General features: G+C 55.4%; 1 protein-coding gene. It reads right to left on the bottom strand.

Annotation, left to right across the window (positions count from 1 at the left end; all coding sequences use genetic code 11):
* Positions 1-185: 185 nt before the first annotated feature.
* The coding region (locus AC1DF0_RS32655) for a hypothetical protein (RefSeq protein WP_477577782.1) at positions 186-370 on the bottom strand (185 nt) is incomplete at its 5' end.

Genomic DNA, 370 nt, shown 5'->3' with positions numbered 1-370 from the left:
GCGAGCACCAATAGCAAGCACGCGGCAGTATAGGCAAGCCAGATATTGATCGGAAACACGGCATTCTCCTTAAGCCTCACCGAGGCATCCATCCTCACGTAGCGCCAGAATGTGCCCGTACCAGGCTGCAAAGTCAAAGCCACTGCATTGGAGAGTAACTTCAACCGCCGATTGACTCGTGCGTCTTAATGCAGAGTCGCAATCCTTCGACTTTCTCCAATCCTGATCCGGTCAAGCGCCCGGTTTAGTGCGTCCAAGGCATCAAGGAGGGCCTTCGCCTCAGCTTCCCGGCCATCCCCCCAAAGGCGTTCTGCCATTTTGTTCAGGGCCTGGATGGAGCGCTCAATTTCAGCAGCAGTCGCTACTTTGC

The sequence above is a fragment of the Paenibacillus sp. 05T425 genome, assembly GCF_056396205.1.
The sequence above is the reverse complement of the archived record's forward strand: the minus strand, read 5'-3'. Positions and strand labels throughout refer to the sequence as shown.